At 66.2% G+C, this 24121-nt stretch carries 23 protein-coding genes and 1 pseudogene; 9 read left to right on the top strand and 15 right to left on the bottom strand.

Features of this window, described 5'->3' with window-relative positions:
• Nucleotides 1-99: 99 nt before the first annotated feature.
• Together RZR99_RS20800 and RZR99_RS20795 are read right to left on the bottom strand one after the other, a co-directional pair.
• Nucleotides 100-1206 carry a ComEC/Rec2 family competence protein gene (locus RZR99_RS20800; RefSeq protein ID WP_323121661.1) on the bottom strand — a complete coding sequence of 369 codons (1107 nt, stop codon included), beginning with the start codon at nt 1204-1206 and terminating at the stop codon, nt 100-102.
• Nucleotides 1207-1558: 352 nt separating this feature from the next.
• Nucleotides 1559-2476 carry a LysR family transcriptional regulator gene (locus RZR99_RS20795; RefSeq protein ID WP_323121660.1) on the bottom strand — a complete coding sequence of 306 codons (918 nt, stop codon included), beginning with the start codon at nt 2474-2476 and terminating at the stop codon, nt 1559-1561.
• Nucleotides 2477-2590: 114 nt separating this feature from the next.
• On the opposite strand from RZR99_RS20795, the gene RZR99_RS20790 reads away from it, so the two are divergent.
• Nucleotides 2591-3814: an MFS transporter gene (locus RZR99_RS20790; protein WP_323121659.1), complete on the top strand. Its 1224-nt coding sequence runs from the start codon at nt 2591-2593 to the stop codon at nt 3812-3814.
• 1322 nt (nt 3815-5136) lie between these two features.
• Nucleotides 5137-5790 (top strand): hypothetical protein, encoded by a 654-nt coding sequence (locus RZR99_RS20785; RefSeq protein WP_323121658.1) that lies wholly within the window; start codon nt 5137-5139, stop codon nt 5788-5790.
• Nucleotides 5791-6045: 255 nt separating this feature from the next.
• On the opposite strand, the gene RZR99_RS20780 is transcribed toward RZR99_RS20785, so the two are convergent.
• From RZR99_RS20780 to upp, 13 genes and pseudogenes are all read right to left on the bottom strand, one after another.
• A complete protein-coding gene (locus RZR99_RS20780) occupies nt 6046-6237 on the bottom strand; it encodes a 4-hydroxyphenylacetate 3-hydroxylase C-terminal domain-containing protein (RefSeq protein WP_323121657.1) in 192 nt (63 codons plus the stop codon).
• 144 nt (nt 6238-6381) lie between these two features.
• Nucleotides 6382-6579: pseudogene (locus tag RZR99_RS33355) on the bottom strand (4-hydroxyphenylacetate 3-hydroxylase N-terminal domain-containing protein); the annotation flags it as partial.
• Between the two features lie 52 nt (nt 6580-6631).
• On the bottom strand, nt 6632-6991 hold the full coding sequence (locus tag RZR99_RS20775; protein WP_323121656.1) for a hypothetical protein: 360 nt from the start codon (nt 6989-6991) through the stop codon (nt 6632-6634).
• 142 nt (nt 6992-7133) lie between these two features.
• Nucleotides 7134-8045 (bottom strand): JmjC domain-containing protein, encoded by a 912-nt coding sequence (locus tag RZR99_RS20770; protein ID WP_323121655.1) that lies wholly within the window; start codon nt 8043-8045, stop codon nt 7134-7136.
• Between the two features lie 633 nt (nt 8046-8678).
• Nucleotides 8679-10148, bottom strand: coding sequence for a ribonuclease G (rng, locus tag RZR99_RS20765; RefSeq protein ID WP_323121654.1), 1470 nt, complete (start codon nt 10146-10148; stop codon nt 8679-8681).
• An 8-nt stretch (nt 10149-10156) separates the two neighbouring features.
• Complete coding sequence (locus RZR99_RS20760) at nt 10157-10792, bottom strand: Maf family protein (RefSeq protein WP_323121653.1); 636 nt, start codon at nt 10790-10792, stop codon at nt 10157-10159.
• Between the two features lie 47 nt (nt 10793-10839).
• Entirely contained in the window at nt 10840-11310 is a 471-nt protein-coding gene (rlmH, locus tag RZR99_RS20755) for a 23S rRNA (pseudouridine(1915)-N(3))-methyltransferase RlmH (RefSeq protein WP_323121652.1), read from the bottom strand.
• A 22-nt stretch (nt 11311-11332) separates the two neighbouring features.
• The gene (gene rsfS, locus RZR99_RS20750) at nt 11333-11791 is read right to left on the bottom strand and encodes a ribosome silencing factor (RefSeq protein WP_323121651.1); all 459 of its coding nucleotides are present in this window, start codon (nt 11789-11791) and stop codon (nt 11333-11335) included.
• 5 nt (nt 11792-11796) lie between these two features.
• A complete protein-coding gene (locus tag RZR99_RS20745; RefSeq protein ID WP_407655484.1) occupies nt 11797-12546 on the bottom strand; it encodes a nicotinate-nucleotide adenylyltransferase in 750 nt (249 codons plus the stop codon).
• On the bottom strand, nt 12537-13460 hold the full coding sequence (gene hemF, locus RZR99_RS20740; RefSeq protein ID WP_323121650.1) for an oxygen-dependent coproporphyrinogen oxidase: 924 nt from the start codon (nt 13458-13460) through the stop codon (nt 12537-12539). Before hemF ends, RZR99_RS20745 begins: the two co-directional genes overlap by 10 nt.
• A 110-nt stretch (nt 13461-13570) precedes the next feature.
• On the bottom strand, nt 13571-14848 hold the full coding sequence (gene purD / locus RZR99_RS20735) for a phosphoribosylamine--glycine ligase (protein WP_323121649.1): 1278 nt from the start codon (nt 14846-14848) through the stop codon (nt 13571-13573).
• Between the two features lie 100 nt (nt 14849-14948).
• Nucleotides 14949-15677, bottom strand: coding sequence for a YebC/PmpR family DNA-binding transcriptional regulator (locus RZR99_RS20730; protein WP_323121648.1), 729 nt, complete (start codon nt 15675-15677; stop codon nt 14949-14951).
• A gap of 177 nt (nt 15678-15854) precedes the next feature.
• Nucleotides 15855-16505: a uracil phosphoribosyltransferase gene (gene upp, locus RZR99_RS20725; RefSeq protein ID WP_323121647.1), complete on the bottom strand. Its 651-nt coding sequence runs from the start codon at nt 16503-16505 to the stop codon at nt 15855-15857.
• A 259-nt stretch (nt 16506-16764) separates the two neighbouring features.
• Here upp and RZR99_RS20720 point away from each other — a divergent pair, with 259 nt between their 5' ends.
• The 7 genes from RZR99_RS20720 (at nt 16765) to kdpC (ending at nt 24023) form a co-directional block, all read left to right on the top strand.
• Nucleotides 16765-17544 carry an SDR family oxidoreductase gene (locus RZR99_RS20720; protein WP_323121646.1) on the top strand — a complete coding sequence of 260 codons (780 nt, stop codon included), beginning with the start codon at nt 16765-16767 and terminating at the stop codon, nt 17542-17544.
• A gap of 64 nt (nt 17545-17608) precedes the next feature.
• Entirely contained in the window at nt 17609-18001 is a 393-nt protein-coding gene (locus tag RZR99_RS20715) for a methylglyoxal synthase (RefSeq protein ID WP_323121645.1), read from the top strand.
• Between the two features lie 123 nt (nt 18002-18124).
• A complete protein-coding gene (locus tag RZR99_RS20710) occupies nt 18125-19099 on the top strand; it encodes a quinone oxidoreductase family protein (RefSeq protein WP_323121644.1) in 975 nt (324 codons plus the stop codon).
• A gap of 288 nt (nt 19100-19387) precedes the next feature.
• Nucleotides 19388-19480, top strand: a complete 93-nt coding sequence (locus tag RZR99_RS20705) for a potassium-transporting ATPase subunit F (protein ID WP_323121643.1) — start codon at nt 19388-19390, stop codon at nt 19478-19480.
• The gene (gene kdpA / locus RZR99_RS20700) at nt 19477-21285 is read left to right on the top strand and encodes a potassium-transporting ATPase subunit KdpA (RefSeq protein ID WP_323121642.1); all 1809 of its coding nucleotides are present in this window, start codon (nt 19477-19479) and stop codon (nt 21283-21285) included. The genes RZR99_RS20705 and kdpA overlap by 4 nt, the downstream gene beginning before the upstream one ends.
• A gap of 59 nt (nt 21286-21344) precedes the next feature.
• Complete coding sequence (gene kdpB / locus RZR99_RS20695) at nt 21345-23429, top strand: potassium-transporting ATPase subunit KdpB (protein ID WP_323121641.1); 2085 nt, start codon at nt 21345-21347, stop codon at nt 23427-23429.
• A gap of 12 nt (nt 23430-23441) precedes the next feature.
• Nucleotides 23442-24023 carry a potassium-transporting ATPase subunit KdpC gene (kdpC, locus tag RZR99_RS20690; RefSeq protein ID WP_323121640.1) on the top strand — a complete coding sequence of 194 codons (582 nt, stop codon included), beginning with the start codon at nt 23442-23444 and terminating at the stop codon, nt 24021-24023.
• Nucleotides 24024-24121: the final 98 nt, after the last annotated feature.

Raw genomic sequence — 24121 nt, 5'->3', positions numbered from 1 at the left:
CACCGGCCGGCGACCCATCATACGGGAACGCGGCGCGGGTCCGAAATGCGGCGGACGGGAAGGGCGCGCGTATGGAGCGGGTGAGCCCCCGTTCGCCCGTCAAGGGTGACTCAGGCGGGTATGCATGATGAAGCGATCGGAACGTTCGTCCATGACCAGCGCGGGCGCGATGCGACGCCGCAGCAGCGTGGCCAATGCGTTGTCGTCGGGATGCCCGTACTGCTTCTTCGATCCTACCGGCACCAGCCCGATTTCGACATGCTTCATCTGGTCGAGCAGCGTCTCGTCGAAATCGCTCGCCGATCCGTGGTGAGAGAGCATGAAGACGGAAACGTCGTCCAGCTGAGGCTTGAAGTAGGTCGTGAATTTCCGGGCGAGCTTCTTCACGCGGAAAGGGTAGTCGGCCGTATGCATCCAGCCGACGCGCATGCGGGATGATTTTCCGGTCAGCCATGTCCAGCTGATGAGCGTGGTGTCGACGGTCCAGCGGTCGTTCAGCTTCGTCGTCGGGCCGCTGTACAGGCACAAGGAGACGCGATTGTGATCGCCGGCGTATTCCTTGACGAAGAAATCCTTGATCTGCTTCGTGCCGACGGCGCCGCTCAGCAGCCATTCGATCGCCTTGGCGTCACTTCGAAAGCGCTTGCGGAAGTGAGTAGCCAGCTTGGTGCGGAAATGCTTGTCCTGATCGATCGCGCAAAAAGTCTTCAGTTGCCAGATGGCCATCGAGGGGCGTTTCCCGCCGCCCACGGACAGGTTGAGGGTCGCCGCGGCGGGACGGGCGGGCGGCGTGTGATCGACGCCGCCGTCCCGATCCAGATCGACGATTTCGGGATCCAGCCGGGCGGGGTCGGGGTCGTCGGGGATCTCCCGGACCTCCGCGACGCCTGCCCGCACGAGCCACGCGCGGGTGTCGCGAATGAATGCCTCGAGCGTTGCCGACAGCGCGCCCTTCGCCAGATTGGTCGCCAGAAAATACAGGCGGGCGTTGTCGTGCAGCACCGGGATGAAGGCTCGCTGCACCCGGTGGTGCGCAAGCAGGTGTTCCAGCCCTGCCACGTGGTCCTCGTCGAAGTGGCTGACGTATAGCGCGTCGATGACCTCCCCGGGGGAGAAGTACGCTGCCACGCCTTGCTCGATGAGATCGAGGCGGCCTCCGCAATCATGGACATACAGAAATCCGCCCGGATTGCGGGCGCGGCTCAACCCCCGGATTCTTCCGTAGCTGAAGCACCCCTGGCCAACGGGTATCTGTCCGCGTTCTATTTCGAGTTCCAAGTGTTCTCCCGGTCGTTGTGATTTTTCTTGATGCAGGAACAGCGCGTGATTGCGTCAGTGTCGCCGCACGATGCCGCGCGTGCGGCCTGCGCACCGTTGGCGAACCGGTGCGGTTTTGCGGGCAGGCCGCCCCCGGGTCATCGCGTGGCGCGCCGCCGCCACTTGCCGGATACGCCGGCAAGTGGGCGCATCTTATCGCGAGCGGGTGCGGGCCAGCGGACCGCTGCCGGGCGCGAGGACGAAGCGCGGCGCTTCGCAGCCGTGGATCGGGCCACGGCCGCTACGCCGCCACCGCGAACAGCTGCTCGCGCAGCCAGCCGTGCGCCGCATCGGCATGCAGCCGCGGATGCCATGCGGCGGACAACGTGAAGCCCGCCACCTCGACCGGCAGCGGCAGCAGGTCGATGCGCTCGGCGAAGCGCATCAGGAACTGCTCGGGCAATGCGCAGACGTAATCCGTCGCTTCGATGACGAGCGGCGCCAAGTGATATTGCTGAACCGAGACGATCACCTGGCGCGTGCGGCCGAGTCGCCCCAGCGCGTCGTCCATGAAGCCGTGAAACTTGCCGCCGTCGCCCGAGACGATCACATGCCGCAGCGCGCAGTACGCATCGAGATCGGGGGGCCGGGCGCCGCGCGGATGTCCCTTGCGCTGGGCCATCACGTAGCGCTCGCGCAGCAGCGCCTGCGATTTCATCGCGCGCGGCACGGCGAAGTCGGCGGTGATCAGCAGATCGGCCTCGCCGCGCTCGAGCAGCGCGCCGGGGGTGCCGTCGGGGACATGGCGGAACCCGATGCGGATGCCCGGGGCGAGCGCGGATACGCGCCGCACGAGATCGAGCCCGACCATCACGACGCCGTTGTCGCTCGCGATGATCTGGAAGGTCCGCTCGGCGGTCGACGGGTCGAAGTCCGCGCCGTGCTGCAACGCGGCCTGCAGCTCGCGCAGCGCGGCCCGCAGCGGCTCGCGTAGCGCGAGCGCGCGGGCGGTCGGCGTCATCCCGCGGCCGTTCCGCGCGGGGACCAGCAGCGGATCGCCCAGCAGGTCGCGCAGCCGCGCCAACTGCGCCGACAGGGCCGGCTGGCTCAGATGCAGCCGCGCCGCCGCGCGCGTCACGTTGGTTTCCTCGAGGAGCACGTCGAGCGCGCCGAGCAAGGCGAGATCGGCGCTGCGCAACGGCGCTGACATATTTGTCATGTGGATAGCTCCCATATCGATAATCGATTTCAAATATAGCAAGCAAATGCCCACACTGTCGCCGGGCGTGGCCGAGGCGGCCGCGCGACCGTGTTTCGAGAGGGGTATATGGGCATGACAACGAGTCGGACGGAACGGCGCGCGCTGCGGGCGCTCGCGAGCGCCAATTTCGCAATGGGCAGCATGTCGTACGGCGTGGTGGGCGCGCTGCCGTCGCTGGCGGCGGATTGGCGGATGCCGGCGGGCCGGGCGGCGCTGCTGATGGCGGCGTTTTCGTTGACGTTCGCGCTGGGCGCGCCGGTGCTGCAGATGCTGATCGGCCACTGCCGGCGGCGCAGCGTGCTGGTCGGCGGCTTGCTGGCGATGGCGCTCGGCACGCTCGGCTGCGCCTTCGCGCCGAGCTTCGCCTGGCTGATGGCGCTGCGGGTCGTGGCGGGTCTCGGCGCGGGCGCGGTGAGCCCGGTGGCGACCGCGATCGGTGCGGGACTGGTTTCCGCCGAGCGGCAGGGGCGGGCGCTCGCGATCGTGTTCGTCGGCGTGACGCTGTCGAGCGTGATCAGCGCGCCGCTGGCCGCGTGGATCGCGCACGGGTTCGGCTGGCGGTGGGTGTTCGGCCTGCTGGCGGCGCTCGCGTTGGGTAGCGCGGCGTGGATCCTGATGTGCGTGGACGATCGTTCCCGCGGCGAGCGGATGCGGCCGGCGGGACTGGTGCGTTTGCTGATGCGGCCGGCGACGGCGGCGGGGCTGGCGGTCGTCGTGTTGCAGACGGCGGCGTTTTTCGCGACCTATACGCTGATCCTGCCGCTGCTGCAGGGCCGCTTCGGCGCGAGCCCCGCCGCGGGCGCGTTCGCGTTGCTGGTGTTCGGCGTGACCGGCGTGCTCGGCAATCTCGTCGCGCAGCGCGCGTCGCGGCACAGGTCCGCCGATTGCCTGCTCGGGGTCGCGATGGGCGTGATGCTGCCGGTGTTCGCCGGTTTCGCGCTGCTGGCCGGAGCGGCGTTCGACGCCGCCTGGCGGCTGGCGGCGGCGCTGGCGCTGCTGATGGTCTGGGCGCTGATGCAGGATCTGTTCTTTCCGTCGCAGTTGCGGCGAGTGGTGGGCCTCGAGCCTCAGTATCGCGGGATGGTGCTTGCGCTGAATTCGTCGGGCATCTTCGCGGGCATTTCGCTCGGCGCGAGCCTGGGCGGCAGGGTGGCGGACTACTGGGGGCTGGACGGACTCGCGCCGGTGTCGGCCGGCCTGACGCTGGCCGCGCTCGGCGCGTGGTGGCTGTCGCGGCGGTGGCTGGCGGCGGGGACGGCCGCTGCCGGGGGACTTCGGCTGCAGGCCCGCGAGTGAAGGGCGCGCGGTGCCTTGCCGGCGTGTCGACGGCGGGTCGTCGCGCCGCGGTTCCGTCATTTTGTTCGCGAGAGGTGCGCAGGCCGTTCGCCGGTGCGACATGGCGGTATGGGCGATCCTCTCGAACCGGGTCGTGCCAGCACGGTCGAGCAGCGCGGTGCGATTCGATGCGAACGCGTCTCGTCGGCATCGCTCGCCGCCCACGGCCTCCCACGAATAGCGATGTTTTGGATGGCCGTTGCCGCCGCAGGATGCGAGATATCAGGCCGACCACGAGCGGTATCGATACGCGTCGATATGCGCGTCGATCCAGGGCGCTCGTCATCGCCGCCCATTTCATCCCGACCATCTTGACGATGGCGTCGGTCGCGCTGTTTCTTGCTCACGCCGCGTTGCGGAACCTCTCGATGAGGGCGCTGCGGCGCCCCTTCATGCGCGACCTGTCTGCGCATCATTGCCGGTTCCTTTCATCGCCTCGTCCTTTTTCGGCGCTGGGGCGAGGTTTGCGCTCGTTCGCTCAGGCGCGATGTATAGTGCTGCCGGCCGGGATGCGAGGCGATCCGAGCGAACGCCGGGCACCGGGGCGCGAGAGCCCGGGCACGGGATGGCGCGGGCGGATCATGCCTGAGGGCGATCTGTTTCACGGACCGGGCTGCGCCGCAAGGCAGGCGATATCGGATGCCAGTAGACTGATCGCCGGGAGATGAAGAAAGAATAGCCACGGCTTTCCTCGTGGTGATATGTTCTGACGAGATTGACCGATATACGGGAAAGCCGCTGCGAACCGCGGCTGGCTGCTCCCGGCAGTGCCAACTTGTCGCAAAGCGCTGACGAAGCGCGGGACTCCCCAGCGAAGTTGTGTCCGGGCCGCGATTGCCGGGCGGCCGGGCGATTCACGTGGCGAAGGCCTCAACGTACTTCCCGGGTAATCCGTATCGATTCCAGCAAAATCTGCAAGGCGGTTCGCGCGCGGACGGAACAATCGGTTGCGACGTTGCTGAGCGAAGGGCAGGACGATCTTCGTCCGCGGGCGGCTTATCGGAGCGCATTCGACTCCGTTTCTCACGGAAGCAGGGCGACACCCTGCCGCGCGAATGGGGCGGTCGATGGCGCATGCGGTCTTTTAAGACACTCCTGGCAATTGTTTACCGGTTGCGCTCCCTGGTACGACACATCGTCCGGCGCCGACGCGCCGGCACCCTTGAACACGACGATCACGCCGGCTTCCCCTGAGGGCGATGCGGCGAATCCCGTCACTATTGAAACCTGCTCCGCTTGAGCGAGACGAGAACAAGCGAGGGCAGGCTCTGTTGGAGAAAGGCATGAAGAGTAACGACAAGTCCCGAAAGGCACGCAGCGAGCTGGAAAAGATGTTCGCAGGGGTGCAGCAAGGGCCGACTTCCACGGCGCGCCGCGCGGAAAACCCGTTCGCGGATACCGCGCCCGCGCGTTCCGACGACGTCACCCGCACGGAGCCGAAGAGCACGATCTGGAAGGACAGCGTGGTGTCGCTGCCCGTCGGGATCGAGGTGCCGCCCGGTTATCGGTCGGTCGAGCAGGTGCGGGAAGCCATGCAGCGCGCATGGCAGATCAAGCCGGTGCGGCAGAGCCGGGATGCGATCGAAGTCGAATTGCTGCCGGGCTGGAAGGCATCGAAGCTGCCGAACGGCACGACCGAGATTCGCGACGCCGCGGGGGTGACGCGCGCGGTGTACGGCTGGTCGCATCAGGCCGAGCTGAGGCTCTTGCCGCGTTACGCGATCGAGTCGCGCGAGGGCGCGTCGGACGGCAAGTATCAACTGATCGTCCGCGACCGCGAACGCAACGCCATCCTCGAGCGGTCGTTGTTCTCCGCGCAGAACGGCACGAACCATCCGGAGTGGCGCAAGTGGAATGCGTGGCTCGACGAAGCGTTTCCTTTGCATCGCGACCCGTTGCGCTGCTGGGGGGATTGCGAAGCGATTCTCGGCGGGTGAGTCGCAGGGAGACGGGTGTGCCGGCCGATGTTTGGTCAGCCACGATGTGGGGCTTCGAGTCGGTATCTGGCCATCTCCCGAAACTGCGTCGCTAAAAGGCGTGTTTGCCGGAGGCTGACTCTTTCCGGTCATTCAGACTCTCCCTGCCGGTGGTAGGGCGCTGTGCTGCTGGGGGAGCCGGAATGTGTGGGTCCAAGGGGATGGCTGGGCGACGTCCTTCGGAAGGGATCCTTCCTGGGTGAGACACGATGCGTTTCATGAGCGACAGAGAAATGCCCTGACCCTGGCCATTGCGTCCGAACAGTCCTTCTCTCGAAACAGGCGCGATGCCATTTGGGCGGGATCGCCGAAGAAGAAGCGCTCATAGAGGACCTGTCGGCCGCCGAATGCCGAGGCGGCGGTGTCCCACGCCAATCGGTACAGCGCGATACGGTCGTGCGCATCCATGCGGGCTCGCGCCCCAGCATCCCCATGCCGTATCGGGCACTGTGCTGGAGTGCATCGCCGAGTGAGACGAGGTCGGCACGCGTGCCGGGAATACCGAAATGAACGATTCACCGTGCTGCCGCTGGGGCCGGTTTCGAGCATGACCTCCGCGGCGCTCCACTGGTAATCGTAAAGTCCGGCCAGTGTGGCTACGCTATTCTTGAATGCCGGATCGACGGTGACGTCCGCTACACGCTCGCCGCGATGCCAGATTTCTGCAGGTTGTTCGCGTAACCGCGCGATGACATCGACGCTTTGCCGTGCTCCGGCGCGTGGTCTCCTGGGTACCTGGGAGTCGTTCATATCCATTGGAGTCGAAGCGCGTGTGAGTGAAGGGCGTGTCGGAGGGGGCGGGCTATGGATGGCTCAGCAGGTCGTTGGACGTTTCGGGTTCTCTCAGATGATCTTCGTAGCAAAGCGCGGCAATCTGCCAGCGACCGCTGTTGATCAGCCATAACTCGAGGAAATCGAATCGTGAGAGCGTCTTGTTATCGCGCTGCATGGCGCCAGTGCCGGAAATCGTCGCCCATCGCTGACTTTCCGCGACGTTCTTGATCTCGTTGTGGATGTCCAACCCGAAGTTGCGCCAAGTTTTCTCGGCCCCGTGTCGCTGTATATAAGCAATTTGCTGAGATTTAGTCAGTATTCTGTCCCCTCGTTTTACAAAGAAATGTGTGCTTTCCACGAAGTTCAACTGATCGGTATCGCCATTCATGTAAGCATCGATCCAAACATCTCTCATTTGCGACAAGCTATATTTGATATTCATGAGATGGCAGGAGTTGGATTTAATTTTAACCTCGATTGGTACGATGAGCTTTCAGCTGTCTGATCGCGATGAGGGTAATCGCGATTTATCATGGATGAGGCTTATGTTGGTGGTTTGGGAGATCGAATGCAGGACGTTTTTTGCGATGAAGATCGAGCGGGGCTTTCATGCATGCCTCGAAATCGAGTCCTCGGATCGCAGCGATCAGATTTTCTCGGAAAACATAAAATTCCGGAGATTCAGGTGCGAAGTCGACGATCCCGCGGAACATCTCGTTCATCCCGAGTTGGTTGGCCATGGTGCGCACGATGTCCAATTTTCTTGGGAAATCCAACCCGAATGTAACGTGTAGCGCAAATGCAGACATGGTTTCGACGTCATGCCAGTAGCCAGAGGGGAGGTATAACCCCGATCCCGTGGATAGATTCTCGAACCGATCCGGTACGCCGGCAGGGGGAGTCAGGTAAAAACTTTTGTCCCCCCTGTTGGGTGACACGTAGGTGGGCTGGTAGATACGCCACGTCTTTACACCGGATAACTGTACTGAAATGATGTCGTGATCGTCGAAGTGGCATCCGAAACTCGTTGCGGATCGAGTTGAAATGTAAAGATTAGCCCACGCCTGACACTCGAGGGAGCGTTCGATCTCATCTGTCAGCGCCAGGATTGAGGGAAAGTAATCTTGGCACCCGTCGATGATAACTGTGCAACCATCATCCAATGCTCGATACAGTAGATCGGGGATGATCGTTGCGAATTTTCCTCCGCGCGGATTCGAACTGTATCTAAGAAATCCGCAGTATCCACGAGCGTACTCCATGCTGGTGCTACTGATCCTGATCTTGGGGTAGTCGAGTAGCCCACTTTCCAGAAGCCTATTTACGTCGACCCAGTCAGGTAGGCGCTGATATGTCACTTTGCCAAGCGAATAGAGTTGAATGTGCAGGACTTGCTTCGTGAAGAATTCGAAATCGACGTTTTCGAGGAGAGTGTTATTCATGAATTATCTCTATGGAATTAGAGTCAACACTCCTCGTCAGGACAAATATGAATGGCGTTTTTCATGATTTATCGCTATGTCGTGATGCACTCATGTCGGATGAATATGATCTATTGGGCATCCGGGCTCGTTTCTATTTTTAATGATAGGGTGGCTTTGGGTCGGTGAATATAAGAACTGTCTGAATTTTATTTTTTTTGTAATCAATGAAGCGATGGGGCGGCGCGTATCTGATTTCCCTAGCAGAAGGCATGACCGGGGTTGGCGAAAATCGAGGGTCTTTTCTGTGCCGACATGGCATCCGGAGATGTCGCGGGATCCGATGCGATGCCACGAAACCATGCGGGACAGGCCTTCGCGCGGGGAGCGCGGTGGCGTTTCATTGGCGATCTGCTGCTATTGAGCCAGTCTCGTGTGACGAGCGCAGATCAAGGTGGGCTTGCGCGTGGCGGGATTAGTGGTGCTGTGCGTGCAGGTTATGGGACAAGGCCGCACATGCGGGCATGCTTGGGCGAGTTACTTTGCGTCCTCTCGCCGAAAGTACCGGACAACGCAGTCTCGGCGCTGTCCGGTAAGCAAGGATAACGATCTGCGGTCGTGTAGCGGAGTGGGGAAGCGCGCAGCAAACGCTAGCTACATCAGCACGATATCGTACTGCTCCTGACTCAGATTCGATTCCACCTGCAACGACACCGGCTTGCCGATGAAGTCGATCAACATCGCCAGATGCTGCGATTCCTCGTCGAGGAACAGGTCGATCACCTGCTGCGACGCGATGACCCGGAACTCGCGCGGGTTGAACTGGCGCGACTCGCGCAGGATCTCGCGCAGCACGTCGTAGCACACGGTGCGCGGCGTTTTCACCTGACCCTTGCCCTGGCAGGTCGGGCAGGGCTCGCACAGCACGTGCGCGAGCGATTCGCGGGTACGCTTGCGGGTCATCTCGACGAGACCCAGCTGCGAGAAGGTGTTCACCGTCACGCGCGTGCGATCGCGCGACAGCGCCTTCTTCAGCTCGCTCAGCACCGCGTCGCGGTGCTCGGCATTCTCCATGTCGATGAAATCGATGATGATGATCCCGCCGAGATTGCGCAGCCGCAGTTGCCGCGCGATCGTATGCGCGGCTTCGAGGTTGGTCTTGAAGATCGTGTCGTCGAAGTTGCGTGCGCCGACATAGCCGCCCGTGTTGACGTCGATCGTCGTCATCGCTTCGGTCTGATCGATCATCAGGTAGCCGCCCGACTTCAGGTCGACGCGCCGCGACAGGGCCCGCAGGATCTCCGCCTCGATGTTGTACAGGTCGAACAGCGGCCGCTCGCCGGTGTAGTGATGCAGCTTCGGGCTGACGGCCGGCGTGAAGGCGCCCGCGAATTCGGCGAGCCGCTGGTAGGTCTCGCGCGAATCCACCTGGATGCGCGTCGTATCGTCGTTCGCGAAATCGCGCAGCACCCGCTGCGCGAGATCGAGATCCTGATAGAGCAGGCTGGTAGCCGGCAGCCGCTGCCCTTGCGCGACGATCGTCGCCCAGGTCTTGCGCAGGTACGCGACGTCGGCGGCCAGCTCGTCGCCGGTCGCATCCTCGGCGATCGTGCGCACGATGTAGCCGCCTTTCTCCTCGGCCGGGATCACCGCGGTCAGCCGCGCGCGCACCGCCTCGCGTTCGGCCTCGCTCTCGATCTTCTGCGAGATGCCGATGTGCGGCTCCTGCGGCAAGTACACCAGCGTGCGCCCGGCGATGCTCGCCTGCGTCGACAGCCGTGCGCCCTTGGTGCCGATCGGGTCCTTGATGACCTGCACCATCAGCGTCTGTCCTTCGTAGACCGTCTTCTCGATCGGCTGGTGCGGCGTGGCGCTCTGCGCGTCGCCGGGCAGCCTCGGCTGCCAGATGTCGGCCACGTGCAGGAAGGCCGCACGCTCCAGCCCGATGTCGATGAACGCCGACTGCATGCCGGGCAGCACGCGCACGACCTTGCCGAGATAGATGTTGCCGACCCGTCCGCGCGACAGCGTGCGCTCGACGTGAAGCTCCTGCACGGCGCCTTGCTGGACGAGCGCGACCCGCGTTTCTTGCGGCGTGATGTTGATCAGGATTTCTTCGTTCATGGTGCGGTTCAGAAGGAGACGTACGCCGCGCGCAGCAAGGCGGCGGTCTCAAAAAGGGGCAGACCCATGATACCTGAATGGGAACCGTCGATTTGCGCGACGAATTCGGCCGCGCGGCCCTGGATCGCATATGCGCCCGCCTTGCCGAACGGTTCGCCGCTGTCGACGTAGCGTTGCAGTGCGGTGGGCGTTGCCGCCGCGAAGCGCACGGTGGACCGGGACAGCGCAGGCGGCATCAGCTCGCCCCGCGCGTCGACGACCGCGAGCGCGGTCAGTACCTCGTGCGAACGGCCGGCGAGGCGCGTCAGCATCGACAGGGCATCGGCGGCGTCGGCCGGTTTGCCGAGGATCGCGCCGTCGATCGTCACGGTGGTGTCGGCGACCAGCACCGGCGCGGCGTGCATGCCGCTCGCGACCAGCCGGGCCCGCGCGGCTTCCGCCTTCGCGACGCAGACCCGCAGCACGTAGTGGTCGGCCGCCTCGCCGGGCTGTTCGGCCTCGAGCGCTTCCGCATCCTCGTCGGCGCGCGGTAGCAGCAGTTCGAAACGCACGCCGAGCTGGCGCAACAACGCTTGCCGGCGAGGGCTTTGCGATGCGAGGTAGACGAACGGATAGGCGGGGGTGTCGGCGGCGTGGTCGGACATCGTCGGGTTCTCGGTTGGCGCGCGCGGCGCGTCGAGAGGACGACGCGTCACGCGCGATGATAGGGGTGATTCTGCGTGATGCTCCACGCGCGGTAAAGCTGTTCGGCAAGCAGCACGCGTACCATGCCGTGCGGCAGCGTGAGGCTCGAGATGCGCAGCAGCAGATCGGCGCGGGCCTTCAGATCGGGATCGAGTCCGTCGGCGCCGCCGATGATGAAGGCGACGTCGCGGCCGTCCTGCTGCCAGCCGGGCAGTGCCTGCGCGAGCTGCATCGTGGTCCAGTCGCGGCCCCGCTCGTCGAGCGCGACGATGCGCGCATGCTTGGGCAGCGCGGCCTCGATCTTCTGCTTCTCGGCGGCCATCACGCTGTCGGCGCTGCGGCCGCCCGAGCGCAGCTCGGGCTTGATCTCGCGCAATTCGATGCGCAGCTCGGGCGGCATCCGCTTCGTGTATTCGTCGAAGCCGGATGCGATCCAGCCGGGCATCTTGTGACCGACCGCCAGGATATGCAGTTTCATGCGAACCCGCTTGCCGCCGGGTTCAACGGCGGCGGGCGGGGGTCTTGCGGGCGGGGCGGGCCGGCGCGTCGGCTTCGTCGTCGTCCTCGCCGTCGAGCGGCTCGCTCGCGCGCGCGCCCGAGAACGCGCCCGCGTTGTTCGCGAGCTTCAGGCGCACCGGCTTGTCGCCCCAGATCTCTTCGAGGTTGTAGTACTGGCGCAGCGCGGGCTGCAGGATGTGCACGACCGCGTCGCCGCAGTCGACCAGCACCCATTCGCCGGTGTCCTCGCCTTCCGAGCTGACGATGTCGCCGCCCGCTTCCTTGACCTTGTCGCGCACGTTCGACGCAAGCGCCTTGGTCTGGCGGTTCGACGTGCCGGACGCGACGATCACGCGATCGAACAGCTCGGTCAGGTGGCTCGTGTTGAATACTTTGATGTCTTGCGCCTTGACGTCTTCGAGGGCGTCGACGATCACGCGCTGGAGTTTGCGGATATCCATGGAATTCAGGGGTGGTAAAGACGGTGTTGAAGAATATAGGCCCACACGGCGGCGGGAACGTGTTCGGCGGATGCGTCGGGCATCCGTGCGTGCCGCGCGATGCATTCGCGCAGGTGTGCGCGGATGTCGGTCGCGGCGATATCGAACGACAGCGCGGTGTCGATCAGCAGGTGGCCCGCGGGGGTCGCCTGCAGGACGTCGGGCGTGGCCCGGCGCTGCGCGACTTCACGCGCGACGGCGGACGACGCCGTCGTCAGCTCGAAGCCGGGACGGGTCGCCGCGCAGACATGCGCGAGCGCGAACAGCTTCGGCCAGTCGCGCCATGTATCGAGCCGCACCAGCTGGTCCGCGCCGATCAGCAGCGCGAGCGACGCGTCGGGGCCGATCCGCGCGCGCCAGCGTTCGAGCGTATCCACCGTATAGGTGGGACCGGCGTGCTCGATCTCGTCGGTCGCGACCGTCACGTCGACGCCGGGCAGCACGAGCGACGCGGCGGCGGCGCGGGTCATCGCGAGGCGGTGACCGGCCGGCGACACGTCGCGCTTCTGATACGGCTGGCCGGCGGGCAGCAGCACCAGTTCGGTGAGCGCCAGCAGCTCGGCGAACCGGCGCGCGAGCGCGAGGTGTCCGTCGTGGATCGGATCGAACGTGCCGCCCAGGATGCCGATACGGCGCGGCAGCGGGGCGAGGCGGGCGGAAGTGTTCAGAAGAACGTCCTTGGGTCGGGTCGGTCGGCGCGCCGGGCTCAGGCCCAGTCGCGCGGCACGAGGAAATCGCTGTAGAGGCGCGCTTCCGGCGTACCGGGCTCGGGCTGCCAGTCGTAGCGCCAGTTCGCGGACGGCGGCATCGACATCAGGATCGATTCGGTGCGCCCGCCGCTCTGCAGGCCGAACAGCGTGCCGCGGTCGAACACCAGGTTGAATTCGACGTAGCGGCCGCGCCGGTACGCCTGGAATTCACGTTCGCGTTCGCCGTACGGCGTATCGCGGCGGCGCTCGATGATCGGCAGATACGACGGCAGGAACGCGTCGCCGACGCTTTGCATCAGTTCGAACGATTTCTCGAAGCCCGGCTCGGAAAAATCGTCGAAGAAAATCCCGCCGATGCCGCGCGATTCGTTGCGGTGCTTGAGGAGGAAGTACTCGTCGCACCCGGTCTTGAAGCGCGGATACAGTTCGGCGCCGAACGGATCGAGCGCCGCGCGGCACGCGCGGTGGAAATGGCGCGCGTCGTCTTCGTAGCCGTAAATCGGTGTCAGATCGATGCCGCCGCCGAACCAGAAGATCGGCGCCTCGCCGTCCTTGGTGGCGACCAGCATCCGGACGTTCATATGCACGGTCGGACAGTGCGGATTGCGCGGATGCAGCACGAGCGACACGCCGAGCGCTTCGAAGCCGCGCCCGGCCAGCTGCGGGCGCGCCGCGCTCGCGGACGCGGGCAGCGCGTCGCCCGCGACGTCCGAGAAGCCGATGCCCGCGCGTTCGAAGAACCGGCCGTTTTCGAGGATCCGCGTGCAGCCGCCGCCGCGCAGGCGCTCGCCCGGGCCGCGCTGCCATGCGTCGGTGGCGAGCGGCAGGCCGTCGAACGCGCCGAGCGCGTCGGCGATGCGGGTTTGCAGGCCCTGCAGATAGGCCCGCACGCGGGTCACGTCGTAAGTCGAATCGGTCATGGGGTACGGATGGCGCCCTTTTTAGAGAGGCGCCGTTAAAAAAAGCTTCTGCCGGGCATTCTATCGAACCCCGGCAGAAGAGAGGGAACCCGGCCCGCGCGGGGGCCGCGTCAGGCTGGCTTGCGGCTGAGCGCGCGGTAGCCGATGTCGCGGCGGTACTGCATGCCTTCGAAGGTGATCTGGTTGATCGCCTCGTACGCGGCTTGCTGCGCGCCGCGCACCGAGTCGGCGAGGCCGACCACGCACAGCACGCGGCCGCCCGACGTGACGAGCTTGTCGCCGTCGAAGGTGGTGCCCGCATGGAACGTGACCGCGTGCGCGGTTTCTTCCGGGATGCCATTGATGCGGTCGCCCTTGCGCGGTGCGTCCGGATAGCCGGGCGCGGCCAGCACGACGCCGAGCGCGGTGCGGCGGTCCCAGTCGAGTTCGACCGTGTCGAGCGTGCCCGCGATCGCCTGTTCGACGACCTTCGAGAAATCGCTCTTCAGGCGCGCCATGATCGGCTGCGTTTCGGGGTCGCCCATCCGGCAGTTGAATTCGAGCGTGCGCGGATTGCCGTCCTTGTCGATCATCAGGCCCGCGTATAGGAAACCGGTGAAGCGGATGCCGTCCTTCTCCATGCCGCGCACGGTCGGCATGATGACCTCGCGCATCACGCGCGCATGCATCTGCGGCGTGACGATCGGCGCGGGGGAGTAGGCGCCCATGCCGCCCGTGTTCGGGCCGCGATCCTCGTCGAGCAGGCGCTTGTGATCCTGGCTCGACGCGAGCGCGAGCGCGTTCTTGCCGTCGACCATCACGATGAAGCTGGCTTCCTCGCCGTCGAGGAATTCCTCGATCACGACGCGAGCCCCCGCGTCGCCGAGCTTGTTGCCGGACAGCATCATGTCGACGGCCGCGTGCGCCTCGTCGGCGCTCATCGCGACGACGACGCCCTTGCCGGCCGCGAGGCCGTCCGCCTTCACGACGATCGGCGCGCCTTTCGCGTCGATGTACGCGTGCGCGGCGGCCGCATCCGTGAAGGTTTCGTAGTCGGCGGTCGGGATGTGGTGGCGCTTCATGAACGCCTTCGCGAAATCCTTCGAGCTTTCGAGCTGCGCGGCTTCGCGGGTCGGGCCGAACACCTTCAGACCGCGCGATCGGAACACGTTGACGATGCCCGCCGCGAGCGGCGCTTCCGGGCCGACCAGCGTGAACGCGACCTGCTCGGCCTCGGCGAAGTCGGCGAGATCGTCGAGCGACGTGAGATCGACGTTTTTCAGGCGCTCGTCCTGCGCCGTGCCGCCGTTGCCGGGCGCGACGTAGACGAGCTGGACGCGCGGCGACTGGGCAAGCTTCCAGGCGAGCGCATGTTCGCGGCCGCCGGAGCCGACGACGAGTAGTTTCATGGGAATTCCCCGCAGACTATGAATTTGGGGCGGCCGGCGTGCCGGCCGCGAAATCGATCCGGCCGCCGCGCGCCTTGCGGCCCGCGCGGCGGCGCTACGCTTATTCCCCGGCGATGACGGCGTTCGTGTAAACCTCCTGCACGTCGTCGAGGTCTTCGAGCGCGTCGAGGAGCTTCTGCATCTTCACCGCATCGTCGCCGCCGAATTCCACTTCGTTCTGCGGCTTCATCGTCACTTCGGCGTGTTCGGCCTTGAAGCCCGCGGCCTCGAGCGCGTCCTTCACCTGCGAGAACGCCTGCCAGTCGCACAGCACTTCGATGCTGCCGTCCTCGTTGGTGCTCACGTCGTCGGCGCCGGCTTCGAGCGCGGCTTCCATCAGCGCGTCCTCGGAGGTGCCCGGCGCGAACAGGAACTGGCCGACGTGATCGAACAGGAACGCGACCGACCCGTCGGTGCCCATGTTGCCGCCGAACTTCGAGAACGCGTGGCGCACTTCGGCGACCGTGCGGACCCGGTTGTCCGTCATCGTGTCGACGATGATCGCGGCGCCGCCGATGCCGTAGCCTTCGTAGCGGATTTCCTCGTAGTTCGCGCCGTCGGCGCCGCCGGCGCCGCGATCGATCGCGCGCTTGACGTTGTCCTTCGGCATGTTCGCGTCGGCGGCCTTGTCGACCGCGAGCCGCAGCCGCGGGTTCGAGTTCGCATCGCCGCCGCCGAGGCGCGCGGCGACCTGGATTTCCTTGATGAGACGGGTCCAGACCTTGCCGCGCTTCGCGTCGGCAGCCGCCTTCTTATGCTTGATGTTGGCCCATTTGGAATGACCAGCCATACCTTTCTCCGTCGCCCGCGCGCACCGCGCGCAAGCGTTTTAGCCATCTGTCGTTGAGTCCGCCGGCCGTTTGCAGGCGGAATCCGCCTGGGGCCGCGCGTTTTGAGTGGAGCGTGATTTTATCATGCGGCGGGGCCGCGCCCGGGCGAGCGCGCGCCGCCGCGTGATGCCCGCGTGTCAGTTTTTCGTGCCGAACAGGCGGTCGCCGGCGTCGCCGAGGCCCGGGATGATGTACGCGTGCTCGTCGAGGTGCGAATCGAGCGACGCGACGTAGAGTTTCACGTCCGGATGCGCGTCCTGGAACACCTGGACGCCCTCCGGCGCGGCGACCAGCGCGAGGAACATGATGCTGCCGCCGGGCACGTTGCGGCGCTTCAGCACGTCCACCGCGTGCGCGGCCGAGTAGCCGGTCGCGACCATCGGGTCGCACAGGATGAACACGCGGTCCTCCAGGTCGGGCAGGCGCACTAGGTATTCGACCGGGCGGTGATCGTCCGCGCGGTACACGCCGATGTGGCCGACCCGTGCCGACGGCACCAGATCGAGCAATCCGTCCGACATCCCGATGCCCGCGCGCAGCACGGGCACGATCGCGAGCTTCTTGCCCGCGATCACGGGCGCGTCGATCTCGACCAGCGGGGTTTCGACCCGTTTCGTCGTGATCGGCAGATTGCGGGTGATCTCGTAGCCCATCAGCATCGTGATTTCGCGCAGCAGCTCCCGGAACGTGCGCGTCGACGTGTCCTTGTCGCGCATGTGGGTGAGCTTGTGCTGGATGAGCGGGTGATCGAGGATGAAGAGATTCGGGAAACGGCTGTCCTGTTTCATGGCGAAGCGCCTGGCGGCAAAAAGGATTCGGGAGCGGCGGACGGCGTCGAGGCGCGTTCGCGCGCGGCATGGCCGCAAGTTTACCGAAGATGGACGCCGCTATCCGGATATTATCGACGTTTCGGCGCAATCCGGACGGCGCCGCTGCCCGGATTGCGCGGCGCAATCCCTCGGGCCGGCCGCCGGCGGACGGTGCGGCGCAGCGGTCGGGCGCCCGTGTTTCAACGATCGGCCGGACACCGGCCAAGGAACAGTTCAGATGAATCTCGGCATCGCAGGACGGACCGCGCTGGTATGCGCGGCCAGCAAGGGTCTCGGGCGCGGCTGCGCGCAAGCGCTCGCGGCCGAGGGCGTGAAGCTCGTGATCGTCGCGCGCACGCAGGCGACGCTCGACGCGACCGCCGAGGCGATCCGCGCGGCGACGGGCGCCGACGTGACGGCCGTCGCCTGCGACATCACGACGCCGGAGGGCCGCGCGCTCGCGCTGGCCGCGTGCCCGCAGCCGGACATCCTGGTGACGAACGCGGGCGGTCCGCCGCCCGGCGACTTCCGCGATTTCTCGCGCGACGACTGGATCCGCGCGGTCGACGCGAACATGCTGACGCCGATCGAGCTGATCCGCGCCACCGTCGACGGGATGATCGCGCGCCGCTTCGGCCGGATCGTCAACATCACCAGTTCGGCGGTGAAGGCGCCGATCGACGTGCTTGCGCTGTCGAACGGCGCGCGCTCGGGGCTGACGGGCTTCGTCGCGGGGCTGTCGCGCAAGGTGGCGGAGCACAACGTGACGATCAACAACCTGCTGCCGGGCCTGTTCGACACCGACCGGATCGCGACGACGCTCGCCGCGTCGGCGCGGGCGAGCGGCACGACCGTCGACGCACTGCGCGCGCGGCGCGTGCAGGACATTCCCGCGAAGCGCCTCGGCGAGCCCGACGAGTTCGGCGCGGCCTGCGCGTTCCTGTGCAGCGTCCACGCCGGCTACATCACCGGCCAGAACTGGCTGCTCGACGGCGGCGCCTATCCCGGCACGTTCTGAGCGGCCGGCGCCGCGGCCTACCACCTCCCGGACAGATGACGAACCCCGATACCAGGATCGATCGATGAGCCCACCCCGCATTGCCCTGATTTCGCACGATGCGAAGAAAGACGAGATCGTCGCGCTCGCGGGCGAATACCGGTCGACCCTCGCGCGCTGCCGGCTGGTGGCGACGGGCACCACCGGCGCGCGGATCGCGCAGGCGCACGGCCTGGCAGTCGAACGCAAGCTGTCGGGGCCGCTCGGCGGCGATTTGCAGATCGGCGCCGAGCTGGCGGAAGGGCGGGTCGACGTCGTCATCTTCCTGCGCGATCCGATGACCGCGCAGCCGCACGATCCCGACATCACCGCGCTGGTGCGCGCGTGCGACGTGCACAACGTGCCGTGCGCGACCAACGTCGCGACCGCGCGCATGCTGCTCGACGACCTGATGCGCAGGATGGCCGTGCAGCCGTAATCTCCGCCGGGAATCCCTGCTGCCCGAAGGGGGATGCAGGGATCGCCGCAACGCGGGAGAATCGGGCGGCGCGGCTTTCCGGCCGCCTCATTCCGATTTTTCTCGATACCAAGGAGCGACACCATGCCGAAGGCGATTCGATACGACCAGCCGGGCGGTCCGGAAGTGATGAAGTGGGTGGATGTCGAGGTGGGCGCGCCGCAGGCGGGCCAGGTGCGGATCCGCCAGCATGCGGTCGGGCTGAACTATATCGACGTCTACTTTCGCACCGGGCTCTATCCGCAGCCGCTGCCGGGCGGGCTCGGCATGGAGGCGGCGGGCGAGGTGACGGCGGTCGGCGAGGGCGTGAGCGCGCTGAAGCCGGGCGACCGGGTCGCCTATGTGTCGCCGCCTCCGGGCGCGTACGCGCAGGAGCGCGTGCTGCCCGCCGACAAGGTCGTCAGGCTGCCGGACGGCGTCAGCTACGACGACGCGGCATCGGTGATGCTGCAGGGCCTGACCGCGCAGTACCTGCTGCGCCGCACCTATCCCGTGAAGGCCGGCGACACGATCCTGATCCACGCGGCCGCGGGCGGCGTCGGTCTGCTCGTCTGCCAGTGGGCGAAGGCGCTCGGCGCGACGGTGATCGGCACGGTCGGCTCCGACGACAAGGCCGAGCTGGCGAAGGCGCACGGCTGCGACCACCCGATCGTGTACACGCGGGAGAACTTCACGCAGCGCGTGAAGGAGATCACGAACGGCGCGGGCGTGCCGGTCGTCTACGATTCGATCGGCCACGACACCTACGTCGGCTCGCTCGACTGTCTTGCGCCGCTCGGCTACTTCGTCAGCTTCGGCAACGCGTCCGGCCCGCTGCCGGCGATCGACTCGAAGGAATTCTCGTCGCGCGGCTCGCTGTTCTTCACGCGCCCGACGCTGTTCTCGTACATCGCGAAGCGCGAGGACCTCGATCGCAGCGCGGGCGAACTGTTCGACGTGATCCAGTCGGGCAAGGTCAAGACCAGCATCCGCCAGCGCTATCCGCTCGCGGACGTCGCGCAGGCGCATATCGACCTGGAATCGCGCCGCACGACGGGCTCGACGATCCTCGTGCCCTGATCGCCCGGCACCTCCCGCCGCGGCCGCCCGGCGGCCGCGCAACCAGGCGGCGCGCGGGCGCCGCCTGGCCGTTTACGGCAATGTTTACGGGTTTTTTATACCCCTTGTCCGACCTTTGACCTGTCCTTTACGCGCATTCCCATAACGTTCTACCCGTCTGATTCCCAAGACGGAGAACATAAAAATGGATGCGGTGTATGTAGGCGGTCTGGTGCTGTTTTCGGCACTGATCTTTGCGCTGATCGCCGGTTGCGAAAAGCTTGCGCAATATGGTCGCGGGGGGCGTTCATGACCTGGATGCTGTGGTTGGCGGGGGGGTCCACCGCCCTGTTGTTCGCGTATCTCGTCTATGCGCTGCTGCGCGCGGAGGACATCGAATGAACGCGAACAACCTCTTTCAATCGTTGCTGTTCGTCGTCGTCCTCATCGCGGCCGCGGTGCCGGTCGCGCGCTATCTGACGCGCGTGATGGACGGCTCGTCGGTCGTCACGCGCGTGTTCGGGCCGCTCGAGCGCGCGCTGTACCGGATCGCGGGCGTCGACGCGCAAGCGGAAATGACCTGGAAGCAATACGCATTCGCGACGATCGCGTTCAACGTGCTCGGCGTGCTGTTCCTGTATGCGCTGCTGCGCCTGCAGGGTTTCCTGCCGGGCAATCCGCAGCAGTTCGGGGCGATGACGGTCGACGGTGCGTTCAACACCGCGGTCAGTTTCGTCAGCAACACGAACTGGCAGGACTACACGCCGGAGCAGACCGTCAGCTACCTGACGCAGATGCTCGGCCTCACCGTGCAGAACTTCCTGTCGGCCGCGACCGGGATCGTCGTCGTGATGGCGTTGATCCGCGGTTTCGCGCGCCACACCGCGCAGACCATCGGCAACTTCTGGGTCGACATCACGCGCGTGACGCTGTACGTGCTGGTACCGATGGCGGCCGTGATCGCCGCGCTCCTGATGAGCCAGGGCGTGATTCAGAACATGAAGGCGTACCAGGACGTCCCGGCTCTGCAGACCACCACCTACGCGGCGCCGAAGCTCGACGCGCAGGGCAACCCGGTCAAGGACGCGAAGGGCAACCCGGTGACGGTGCCGACCGCCGTGAAGGCGCAGACGCTGGCGATGGGACCGGTTGCATCGCAGGAAGCGATCAAGATGCTCGGCACCAACGGCGGCGGCTTCTTCAACGGCAACTCGGCGCATCCGTACGAAAACCCGACGCCGTTCTCGAACTTCCTGCAGATCTTCTCGATCCTGATCATCCCGGCCGCGCTGTGTCTCGTGTTCGGCAACGTGATCGGCGACCGCCGGCAGGGCGTCGCGGTGCTGACCGCGATGACGGTCGCGTTCGCGGTGGCGGTCGGCGTCGAGGTGAGCGCGGAGCAGGGCGGCAGCCCGGTGCTGGCCGCGCTGCACGTCGACCAGACGGCGAGCGCGCTGCAGGCGGGCGGCAACATGGAAGGCAAGGAAACCCGCTTCGGCATCGCGCAGTCCGGGATCTTCACGGTGGCGACCACGGCGGCCTCGTGCGGCGCGGTGGACGCGATGCACGATTCGCTGACCCCGGTCGGCGGCCTGGTGCCGATGCTGCTGATGCAACTGGGCGAGGTGATTTTCGGCGGCGTCGGCTCCGGCCTGTACGGCATGCTGGTGTTCGCGCTGCTCGCGGTGTTCGTCGCGGGGCTGATGATCGGCCGCACGCCCGAATACGTGGGCAAGAAGATCGAGTCCTACGAGATGAAGATGGTATCGATCGTGGTGCTGCTCACGCCGCTGCTGGTGCTGGTCGGCACGTCGATCGCGGTGCTCTCGGACGCCGGCCGCGCCGGTATCGCGAACCCCGGCCCGCACGGTTTCTCGGAAATCCTGTACGCGTTCAGCTCCGCCGCGAACAACAACGGCAGCGCGTTCGCCGGCCTGTCCGTGAATACGCCGTTCTACAACTGGATGACCGCGATCGCGATGTGGTTCGGCCGCTTCGGCACGATCATCCCGGTGCTCGCGATCGCCGGTTCGCTGGCCGGCAAGAAGCGGATCGCCGCGACGAGCGGCACGATGCCGACGCACGGCCCGCTGTTCGTCGTGCTGCTGCTCGGCTCGGTGCTGCTGGTCGGCGCGCTGACCTACGTGCCGGCGCTCGCGCTCGGCCCGGGCGTCGAACATCTGATGATGTTCGTCGGCGGGCAATGAGCGGGCTGAACCAGGAAACAACGGACACGCGCATCTAGAAAGCGCATCTGAGGATTGCAATGAATCAACATTCCGCTACGCGATCCATGTTCGACCCGGCGCTGGTGCGCCCGGCGATCGTGGATTCGTTCAAAAAACTCACGCCGCGCACGCAGTTCCGGAACCCGGTCATGTTCTGCGTGTACGTCGGCAGCATCCTGACGACGATCCTCTGGATCGCCGCGCTGACGGGGCAGGCCGAGGCGCCCGCGGGCTTCATTCTGGCGGTCACGCTGTGGCTGTGGTTCACCGTGCTGTTCGCCAACTTCGCCGAGGCGCTGGCCGAAGGCCGCTCGAAGGCGCAGGCCGCTTCGCTGCGCAGTGCGAAGAAGGACGTGATGGCGAAGAAGCTCAATGAGCCGCATCCGAAATCGCCGATCCGCATCACCACCGCGAGCGATCTGAGGAAGGGCGACGTGGTGCTCGTCGAGGCGGGCGACACGATCCCCGCCGACGGCGAGGTGGTCGAGGGCGTCGCGTCGGTCGACGAATCGGCGATCACCGGCGAATCCGCGCCGGTGATCCGCGAATCGGGCGGCGACTTCTCGTCGGTCACGGGCGGCACCCGCGTGCTGTCCGACTGGATCGTCGTGAAGGTCACCGCCAATCCCGGCGAGGCGTTCCTCGACCGGATGATCGCGATGGTCGAAGGCGCGAAGCGCCAGAAGACCCCGAACGAGATCGCGCTGACCATCCTGCTCGTCGCGCTGACGATCGTGATGCTGCTCGCGACCGCGACGCTGCTGCCGTTCTCGATCTTCTCGGTCGAGGCGATGAAGGCCGGCCACGTGGTGACGATCACCGCGCTCGTCGCGCTGCTCGTGTGCCTGATCCCGACCACCATCGGCGGGCTGCTGTCCGCGATCGGCGTGGCCGGCATGAGCCGGATGATGCAGGCGAACGTGATCGCGACCTCGGGGCGCGCGGTGGAAGCCGCGGGCGACGTGGACGTGCTGCTGCTCGACAAGACCGGCACGATCACGCTCGGCAACCGCCAGGCGTCCACGTTCATCCCGGCGCCGGGCGTGACGGAAGAGGCGCTCGCCGACGCGGCGCAGCTTTCGTCGCTCGCCGACGAAACGCCGGAAGGCCGCAGCATCGTCGTGCTCGCGAAGGAGCGTTTCAACATCCGCCAGCGCGACATGGCTTCGCTGCACGCGACCTTTCTCGGCTTCTCCGCGCAGACGCGGATGAGCGGCGTCGATCTGCCGGGCCGCGAGATCCGCAAGGGCGCGGCCGATGCGATCAAGCGCTATGCCGAGACGCACGGCGGCCGCTTCCCGGACGAGCTGCGCAAGTCGGTCGACGACGTCGCCCGTCGCGGCAGCACGCCGCTCGTCGTGGCGGATCTGCACGACGGCGCCGCGCGCGTGCTCGGCGTGATCGAGCTGAAGGACATCGTGAAGGGCGGTATCAAGGAGCGCTTCGCCGAACTGCGCAAGATGGGCATCAAGACCGTGATGGTGACGGGCGACAACCGCCTGACCGCCGCCGCGATCGCCGCCGAGGCGGGCGTCGACGACTTCCTCGCGGAAGCGACGCCGGAAACCAAGCTCGCGACGATTCGGGAGCATCAGGCGGCGGGCCGTCTCGTCGCGATGACGGGCGACGGCACCAACGACGCGCCGGCGCTCGCGCAGGCCGACGTCGCGGTGGCGATGAACACCGGCACGCAGGCGGCGAAGGAGGCCGGCAACATGGTCGACCTCGATTCGAATCCGACCAAGCTGATCGAAATCGTCGAGATCGGCAAGCAGATGCTGATGACGCGCGGCTCGCTGACGACGTTCTCGATCGCGAACGACATCGCGAAGTACTTCGCGATCATCCCGGCCGCGTTCGCCACCACCTATCCGCAGCTGAATGCGCTCAACGTCATGCATCTCGCGACGCCGGCGTCCGCGATCATGTCGGCGGTGATCTTCAACGCGCTGATCATCGTGATGCTGATTCCGCTCGCGCTGAAGGGCGTGCGCTACCGCGCGCTGGGCGCCGCGTCGCTGCTGCGCCGCAATCTGCTGGTGTACGGGCTGGGCGGGATTCTCGTGCCGTTCGTCGGCATCAAGCTGATCGACGTCGTGCTTGCCGCCTTCGGCTGGGTTTAAAGGAAGATCGTCATGAAAACAATGTTTCGTCCGCTCATCGTCGTGTTCGTCGCGCTGGTTGCCGTGACGGGCCTCGCTTACCCGGCCGTGATGACCGTGTTCGGGCAGGCCGTGTTTCCGGCGCAAGCCAACGGCAGCCTGATCGAGCAGGGGGGCAAGGTAGTGGGCTCGGCGCTGATCGGCCAGCAGTTCGACGCGCCGCAGTACTTCTGGGGCCGCCTGTCGGCCACCAGCCCGATGCCGTACAACTCGACCGGCTCGGGCGGCTCGAACCTCGGTCCGCTGAATCCCGCGCTGACCGATCAGGTGAAGGGCCGGCTCGACGCGCTGAAGGCGGCGGGCACCGACATATCGAAGCCCGTGCCGGTCGATCTCGTGACCGCGTCGGCGAGCGGCCTCGATCCGGAAATCAGCCCGGCTGCGGCCGACTACCAGGTCGAGCGCGTCGCGCAGGCGCGCAAGCTGCCGGCGCCGGAGGTTCGCCGGATCGTCGCCGAGAATACGACGGGGCGGCAGTTCGGGATCCTCGGCGAAGCGCGCGTCAACGTGCTGAAGCTGAACCTGGCGCTCGACGCGGCCCAGACCGCGCACTGAGCGGCCCGCGCCGCCGGGCGATCCGGCGGCTTGACGAGGTCCGCGCTCATGCAGGCGGCGCCGGTTCGGCGCCGCCTTTCCCTTTTTGGCGATTTGGA

The organism is Burkholderia alba (assembly GCF_034721475.1).
Taxonomy (GTDB): Bacteria; Pseudomonadota; Gammaproteobacteria; order Burkholderiales; family Burkholderiaceae; genus Burkholderia; species Burkholderia alba.
Note: the sequence above shows the minus strand (reverse complement) of the source record. Positions and strands in the feature narration are given on the sequence as shown.